Here is a 6,502-nt window from a genome sequence, read left to right on the forward strand (position 1 = left end):
GCCCGCCGGCGTATCGGGGCCCGGGAACCCGCTCGCCGTCCTATCCGGTGAGGCCGGGAACCCACTTCTCCATGATGGCGCGGTAGGGCGCTTCGGCGTCGAGTTGTGCCGCGATGCCGACACATCCGCCGAGTACCCGGAACACCATCACGTATTCCTTGGGGCAGTTCAGGTTTCGTGAGGTCTTGTAGACGTCGCCGCGGGGATCGGAGGCCGCACCCGCGGCGCGCTGCAACCACTTGCGGGTGAAGTGGAACGACTCGCCATACAGGGGATCGACATACGGGCGCAGGTATGCCTCGAGATCGGCCGGGGTCACCTTGTCCTGATGGGAACGCTGAATGAAGTTCGCGCGCACCATCTCTTCTTTGAGCTCGTCGTACTTCTTGTCCCGGCACAATCGCAGAATCGTTCCCGTGGCCGCCGGTAGACCGTCGGGGTAGTGGCCGACGGCGCCGAAGTCGAGGATCGCCATCCGGCCGTCGTCGAGGAACTGGAAGTTGCCAGGATGCGGATCGCCGTGGACCAGGCCGACGCGGGCGGGTGAACTGACCTCGAACTCGGTCATCTTGGCGGCGGCCGCGTTGCGTTCGTCGACCGTGCCGTTCTTGATCACCTTGGACATCGGAGTGCCGTTGATCCATTCGGAGACAACAACTTTGGGTGCCGAAGCGACGATGCGGGGGACGACGAAGTTGGGGTCGCCTGCAAACGCCTTGGCAAAGGCCCGCTGATTGTTCGCCTCGAGTGTGTAATTCAGCTCGTCTTCGGTGCGCTCGATCAGCTCATCCATCATCGACTTCACGTCGGTGCCGGGGGAGAGTCGTTTGAGCAGGCCGGTCATCCGGGACAGGGTCTTGAGGTCGGCCTTGAGCGCGTGATCTGCGCCCGGGTACTGAACCTTGACGGCCACCTCGCGACCGTCATGCCAGATTCCCTTGTGCACCTGACCGATCGACGCGGAAGCGGCCGGTTCGTCGGAGAACTCTGTGAAGCGATCACGCCATTTGGTGCCGAGCTGGTTGTCCAGGACGCCATGCACCTTTGTCGTCGGCAGTGGCGGTGCCTCGGCCTGCAGTTTGGTGAGCGCGTCGCGGAACGGCTCCCCGAATTCTTCGGGGATCGCCGCCTCCATGATGGACAACGCCTGCCCGACCTTCATCGCCCCGCCCTTGAGCTCGCCGAGCACCGCGAACAGTTGTTCCGCGGTCTTCTCCATCATGTCCGCGGCAATCTCGTTCTTGTCCCCACCGGCAAGCCGCTTGCCGAAGCCCGACGCTGCTCGTCCCGCCACCCCTAGCGGAAGCGCTGCGAGCTTGGCATTACGCCGTGCACCGCCTCGTGTGATCTCAGCCATTGAGTTTCCCCTTTCCGATGGACCCGAGCTTAGTGGACGACCCTGAGATCAAGCCGGGAGCCGACAGCCGCACAAAGGGTGTGGTGACCAGCCCCGGACGACCAGTGCGGACGGATCCGCCCGGAACTCTATGGTGGCGTCGAGACTCGCGGGGGCTGGGAGCTCCCGGGCTTCTCCGAGGTCGGGCCGGGTGGCCGCCGCCACGTGTTCGACCTCACCTTGCACGATGGCAGCGGTCCCGGCGATGGTGGCCGACCCTGCCCAGCCGCTCTGACCCAGCAGTTGGGCACTGACCACAGGCCAATCGCGATCGCGGTCGCGTCGGTGATGATCGGCACAGTGCAGGCAGCTCGACAGCCCCGGCAGCACCAGCGGCCCGATCACGCCGGTCCCGTCGCGCAGGCGAACCATCAGATGCGGTATCCGGTGCCTCATGAGGCTGGACACCAGCCACGGATCATGGGCGAGGAAGTCGGTGAGGATCACCAGATCCGTTGCCCAGGTGACCATCCGGTCCTCGTGGGTGATCGGATCGACTTCGCCGTCGAACAGGCGTGGGCGCCGAACCGACTGCACCACCGCAAAGTCGGGCCCCTCGAGCGCCGCGGTCACCGCGTCGGCGAGCGGCCCGGCGCCGTGGACACGGATTCGCATCGGCGTCACAACGGATCTGCTGTGGTGAGCGATGCCCACGTCCACGAGTTGTTCCATCAGTTCATGAACCTCGGCGGCGGACAGCCCCGCTGCGGCGGCCCGGGCCGTGGTGTCCTCGGTTGATTGCGGACCGGTCAGCGACCGCAACAGTGCGGCAAGACGATCCGGGGCCACGTGGGCGGGCGGGTCGATGATCACCGCCCGATCCGGGTCGTACCCGACCTGGATGCGGCCGCCGGGCCGCAGCAGGATCACCGCCCCGGTACGGAGCAGCGGCAATGGCGCGTGTGTCATGGCAACACAGAACCAGAACAGTGGTCTTCTCCGATGCCGGCAGACCGCGGTTATCCACAGGCAGCCACCGCTGTGACCAGCGGTGATACCGCGCGACAGCAGTGAATCAGAAAGGCGATCGATCAGGTGGTGGGGGAGGTGTCGCCACCGTCGCCGTTGCCTTCTTCACGTTTGCGGGCCTCGTCGGCGATGGTCTTCTCGAGCTGGGCCATCGGATCGTCGAAGGCATGACTGCCGCCACCGATGACCCGGTCGACAAACGCGGCCGGATGGTCGAGATCGTCGGCATCGGGCACCAGGTCGGGATGCGCCCAGACACCGTCGCGGGTCACGAGATCCGACGCCTCGAGCAGTTTGCGCCACAGATCAGCGGCCTCGCGCAACTTGCGTGGGCGTAGCTCCAGACCGATCAGTGTTGCGAAGGTCTCTTCGGCGGGCCCGCCGGTGGCGCGCCGGCGACGCATGGTCTCGGTCAAGGCGCCCACAGACGGGATCCGATCGGAAAGTGCTTGCGACACCACGGTTTCGACCCAGCCCTCGATCAACGCCAGGAGCGTCTCGAGGCGCGTGAGCGCGTGTTGCTGTTGGGGTGTGGTCTTCGGCTCGAACGCCGTGCCGCCGGCCATCAGCTCTTCGAGCTTGCTCGGATCCGACAGCAGGGTGGCCGGGTCGATGCCGGCTGCGGCGTCCTGGATGCCGGAGAAGTCGATGCTGATGCCGCGTGCGTACTCCTCGACCGTGGCCAGTAGTCGCTGACGCAGCCACGGCACGTGCGAGAACAACCGGACGTGCGCGGCTTCCCGGGCGGCGAGGAACACCAGGATCTCCTGGCTGGGCTGTTCGAGTCCGTCGCTGAAGGTGCCGATCGCCTCGGGCAGCAGCACCGCGGTTCCGGTGGGCGCCAACGGCAGACCGATCTCGGTGGACGTCAGTACTTCTTTGGCGAGCTGGCCCAGGCCCTGACCCAGCTGGGTGCCGAAAGCCATGCTGCCCATCTGACTGACCATGCCCATCATCGGACCGGCGAACTGTTTCGCCTCGTCCGGCAGATTCGTGGACCAGCTGCCGGCGATCTGTTCGGCCACCGGATTGCACAGCGATTTCCAGACCGGCAGTGTCTTCTCGAGCCAGTCGACCGAGGTCCACGCCTCGGTGGTGGTGACACCGGCAGGCAGTGTGGTCACGTTGTCGATCCACACCTCGGCCAGCCGGACAGAGTCGGTGATCGCCGACAACTCACCCTGGCTGACCGGGGAGTGCTTGCCGATCTGCTGACGGGCCAGGCTGGTCGCGACCTCGTAATTGACCGGTTCACCGGTGCCGCCTGATCCCATGCCCGCGCCCATACCCGACAGCATCTGGCCCAGCTGGGAGAGCATCTGGCCGAGCTGATTCGGATCGAAGTCGCCGGGCTTCTTGCCGTCATCACCATCCCCGTCGTCGCCGGACGAAGGGGAGAATCCAAAGGGCAAGTCATTCATGCCTCTACGGTACCGGCGAATCGGGCAGTTCCCGAGTGTCACCGATCCGCTCTGCGCGAAAACCCCGAGCGGGCTACGTCACATACGGCTGCGTCACGCACGGGTGTGTCACATGCGACTGCGCGACGGGCCGAGGGGATCGACCTCTACCCTGGGCCTGGTGAAACTGCAGGCCCTCAGAATCGCACCGGCACACCGGCGGATCGTCACCCTCTTGGTGGCGTTGGCATTCCTGATCGTGTTCGTTCTGGTCGGAACACTTGTCAAGGTGCCTTTTGTGGCACTGGGCTCGGGCCCGACCGTCAACACCCTGGGATCGGTGGACGGCCGCGAGGTGGTCGACATCACCGGCGCCGAACTGGACCCGACCACCGGCAACCTCAACCTCACGACGGTGTCCGTGACCGATGGGCTGACCCTCTTCCAGGCGATCGGGTTGTGGGTGTCGGGCGACGACCAACTGCAACCGCGCGACCAGGTGTACCCGCCAGGGAAATCCAACGAGGAGGTCGACAAGGAGAACCGGCAGCAGATGTCGGGCTCCGAGGATTCGGCGACGATCGCGGCATTGAGTCGCCTCGGCCGGCCCATCGACCTCGTGGTCGCGGAGGTCGCCGACGACGGCCCGTCCGTCGGTCAGTTGAAGGCCGGGGACAAGATCGTCGCCGTGAACGGCACACCGGTCGCCACCTCGGGCGCACTGAGGGATGAGATCGCCGAGGTCGCACCGGGTACTCCCGTTGCCGTCGACGTCATCCGCGACGGCAATCCGGTCACCGCAACGGTGACCCTGGTGCCGAATCCCGACGACGAGGCCAAGGGGTTGCTCGGGATCTCGTTGTCCGAACAGAACGGCGACCCCAACCTGGACATCAACTTCGATGTCGGTGACATCGGGGGACCGTCGGCGGGTCTGATGCTGACGCTGGCCATCATCGACAAACTCAGCCCGGGCGAGCTCAACGGCGGAGAGTTCATCGCCGGCACCGGGACGATCGATTCATCGGGCGATGTCGGAGAGATCGGCGGCATCCTTCACAAGATGCGCGCCGCCCGCGACGCCGGCGCCACCACATTCCTGGTTCCGTCCGGCAACTGCGCCGAAGCCAAGACCGACACCCCGGACGGCCTGACGCTGGTCAAGGTCGACGTCCTCGACGATGCGATCAACGGCATGGCCGACATCGACGCCGGCAGGCCCGCGCCCAGCTGCTGATCGATTCTCTGCCCCACCCCAAACGATCCAGTTGTACGAAGACGCGCCACAAATATGTGGCTCGTCTTCGTACAACTGGATCGTTTGCGGAAGGAGGGGGGAGGCCGGTCAGTCGTCGAACGGGACGTTTTCCAGGGTCGCGGCGAGCGCGGCCACCAGGTTCGGCGCGAGGTCCGGGTGTTGCAGCAGTTCGATCGGGCCGTCTGCGTCGTCGTCGGCGTCAGGGGCCAGCTGCAGCAGACTCAGCGTTCTGCCGTCACGCAGGACTGCGGCCGCCAGGCGGGCTGTTCGGCTGTCGGGGAGTGCTTCGGCCGCGCTCCGCGCCACCTGGTCGGCGGCGTCGGGGTCGGACAGCAGGGGCCCGAGCGCGTCGTCGAGATCGTTTTCGGCCTCCGGGGGCAGCACGATGATCTCCTGGACCAGCGCACATCCCTCCACCTCGGACGGCCAGCTGGTGGTGGCGAGGACGTGTTCGAGCTCGGCCATCCCACTCTCCGGGGACACCGGCAGGGGCTCCTGCTCGATGAGCGTCAACTCCGAGGTGTCGTGCTCGTCGACCCATTCGGGCTGGGTGTCGGCGAGGAGCGAGGTCGGTACCAGTGCGAACAACTGTGGGGGTTGTCCCCAGCCGGCGGCATCGACGAACTCGATCACTTCCCTGATCGCACTGCCCAGCGCGTCGGGAGAGAGAATGGGAGGCTGCTGGTCGGTCACCACCCAATAGTCGCATTGACGACGAGCGTTTTCGGTAATGCCTCGGGAACCGGTGTGGTGGACCGGCCGTTGAGGGTGATAAGCGCCACATGACCCGAGGGGCGTTCCCAGCGGGGATAGGTAGTGTTCTAAGCGAATGCACAGGACTCGAAGGTCGACGGCTCGCGCCCAGGCCTTCACCGCCGGTCGACTGCAGCTTTCGCTAAGTAAAGTGTTCGTCAAGGACCGGTCGCGGTGCGTCCGGCAAGAAATTGGGAGTCGTTCACGTGGGAATCCGGGGTCCGGCAGCTATGCCAACGCTGTCGCGACGTAGCAAGGCACTCATCGCAGTCGCTGTAGTCGTACTGCTGATCTTGTTGGTGGGGCCGAGATTCATCTCGATCTACACCGACTGGCTGTGGTTCGAGGACATCGGATATCAGTCGGTGTACTCCAAGATCATCTGGACCCGGATCGCGGTGTTCGCGATCAGTGCCCTCATCGCCGGGCTGATCGTGTTCAGTGCGCTCTGGCTCGCCTACCGCAGCCGCCCGGTGTTCGTGCCGACCAGCGGGCCGGGTGACCCGATCGCCCGCTACCGCACGGTCGTGATGAGCCGGATCCGCTGGTTCGCGATCGTCCCGTCGGTCCTGGTCGGTCTGCTTGCCGGATTGGTCGCGCAGGGTTCGTGGGCAACCATCCAGGTGTTCCTGCACGGTGAATCGTTTGGGATCGACGACCCGCAATTCGGGCTCGATGTCGGTTTCTACGCCTTCGATCTCCCGTTCTACCGGTTCGTCCTGAACT

The 6,502-nt window shown here is 65.4% G+C and carries 6 protein-coding genes; 2 read left to right on the forward strand and 4 right to left on the reverse strand.

The annotated features are described in order from the left end of the window. Positions 1 to 40 precede the first annotated feature (40 nt). From VIQ49_RS16700 to VIQ49_RS16710, 3 genes are all read right to left on the reverse strand, one after another. Positions 41 to 1,357 carry an ABC1 kinase family protein gene (locus VIQ49_RS16700; protein ID WP_331886596.1) on the reverse strand — a complete coding sequence of 439 codons (1,317 nt, stop codon included), beginning with the start codon at positions 1,355 to 1,357 and terminating at the stop codon, positions 41 to 43. 48 nt (positions 1,358 to 1,405) lie between these two features. After that, complete coding sequence (locus tag VIQ49_RS16705) at positions 1,406 to 2,305, reverse strand: hypothetical protein (protein ID WP_331886598.1); 900 nt, start codon at positions 2,303 to 2,305, stop codon at positions 1,406 to 1,408. 122 nt (positions 2,306 to 2,427) lie between these two features. Next, positions 2,428 to 3,786, reverse strand: coding sequence for a zinc-dependent metalloprotease (locus VIQ49_RS16710; protein ID WP_331886600.1), 1,359 nt, complete (start codon positions 3,784 to 3,786; stop codon positions 2,428 to 2,430). Between the two features lie 160 nt (positions 3,787 to 3,946). Here VIQ49_RS16710 and VIQ49_RS16715 point away from each other — a divergent pair, with 160 nt between their 5' ends. Then, entirely contained in the window at positions 3,947 to 5,002 is a 1,056-nt protein-coding gene (locus VIQ49_RS16715) for a PDZ domain-containing protein (RefSeq protein WP_331886602.1), read from the forward strand. Positions 5,003 to 5,110: 108 nt separating this feature from the next. On the opposite strand, the gene VIQ49_RS16720 is transcribed toward VIQ49_RS16715, so the two are convergent. Continuing rightward, complete coding sequence (locus VIQ49_RS16720) at positions 5,111 to 5,716, reverse strand: PPA1309 family protein (protein ID WP_331886604.1); 606 nt, start codon at positions 5,714 to 5,716, stop codon at positions 5,111 to 5,113. A gap of 290 nt (positions 5,717 to 6,006) precedes the next feature. On the opposite strand from VIQ49_RS16720, the gene VIQ49_RS16725 reads away from it, so the two are divergent. Continuing rightward, the coding region (locus VIQ49_RS16725; protein WP_331886606.1) for a UPF0182 family protein at positions 6,007 to 6,502 on the forward strand (496 nt) is incomplete at its 3' end.

The sequence above is a fragment of the Williamsia sp. genome (genome assembly GCF_036566845.1).
Lineage (GTDB): Bacteria > Actinomycetota > Actinomycetes > Mycobacteriales > Mycobacteriaceae > Williamsia.

What these genes read in the sequence shown, in the direction of transcription:
- VIQ49_RS16705 (WP_331886598.1), bottom strand. Translation starts at nt 2,305, where the DNA reads ATGACACACGCGCCATTGCCGCTGCTCCGTACCGGGGCGGTGATCCTG.
- VIQ49_RS16710 (WP_331886600.1), bottom strand. Translation starts at nt 3,786, where the DNA reads ATGAATGACTTGCCCTTTGGATTCTCCCCTTCGTCCGGCGACGACGGG.
- VIQ49_RS16700 (WP_331886596.1), bottom strand. Translation starts at nt 1,357, where the DNA reads ATGGCTGAGATCACACGAGGCGGTGCACGGCGTAATGCCAAGCTCGCA.